We start from the raw sequence: 535 nt of genomic DNA on the forward strand, positions 1-535 counted from the left end.
GTTGGAAAGGATTTATATCGGGCTAAGTCTCGTGAGGAAGATATAACCGTAACGAATGAAATAACTAAGGCGCAATTTCCCGTAAGTCTCAAGGCTTACGGAGATGGACCCCTACAATTATCGACAGATAAAAGTAGTCTCATGTATCCTCGCCTAATGCGTGAGGTAGATCATGTAATTACGGACCGTAATCGTATCGAAGCTGTTTTTAATGATCCCGCTTTCTCAGTTTTTTCACAGATAAATGTATTGCCGCTGATATATGACGAGAAAAAACAGAGATGTAACATTCTCGTTTTCGATTATGAAGCCGCGAGAGATCAAACTGCTCGGATTGAACGCTCTCACGAGGGGAGCGGCCGCAAGCATCCAGTGTTCCGGTTTTATGATAGCGCGGGCGATTATATCTGCGAGGTTCGTTATGGCGATGCGGCAGCGAATGCGCTGCAGCGCGGTTTATGGACCCACACCCGAAATGCGCTGAAGCACTTTGAAAGCATAACGAGTGGCTGGGTCGATTATTCTCACAATTTAG

At 45.8% G+C, this 535-nt stretch carries 1 protein-coding gene; it reads left to right on the plus strand.

What is annotated here, in order from left to right:
* Positions 1-156: 156 nt before the first annotated feature.
* Positions 157-535, plus strand: a 379-nt coding sequence (locus QHC67_RS19115; protein WP_319296752.1) for a hypothetical protein, incomplete at its 3' end; no start/stop codon positions are given.

The sequence above is a fragment of the Sphingobium sp. genome (assembly GCF_033795625.1).
GTDB lineage: Bacteria > Pseudomonadota > Alphaproteobacteria > Sphingomonadales > Sphingomonadaceae > Sphingobium.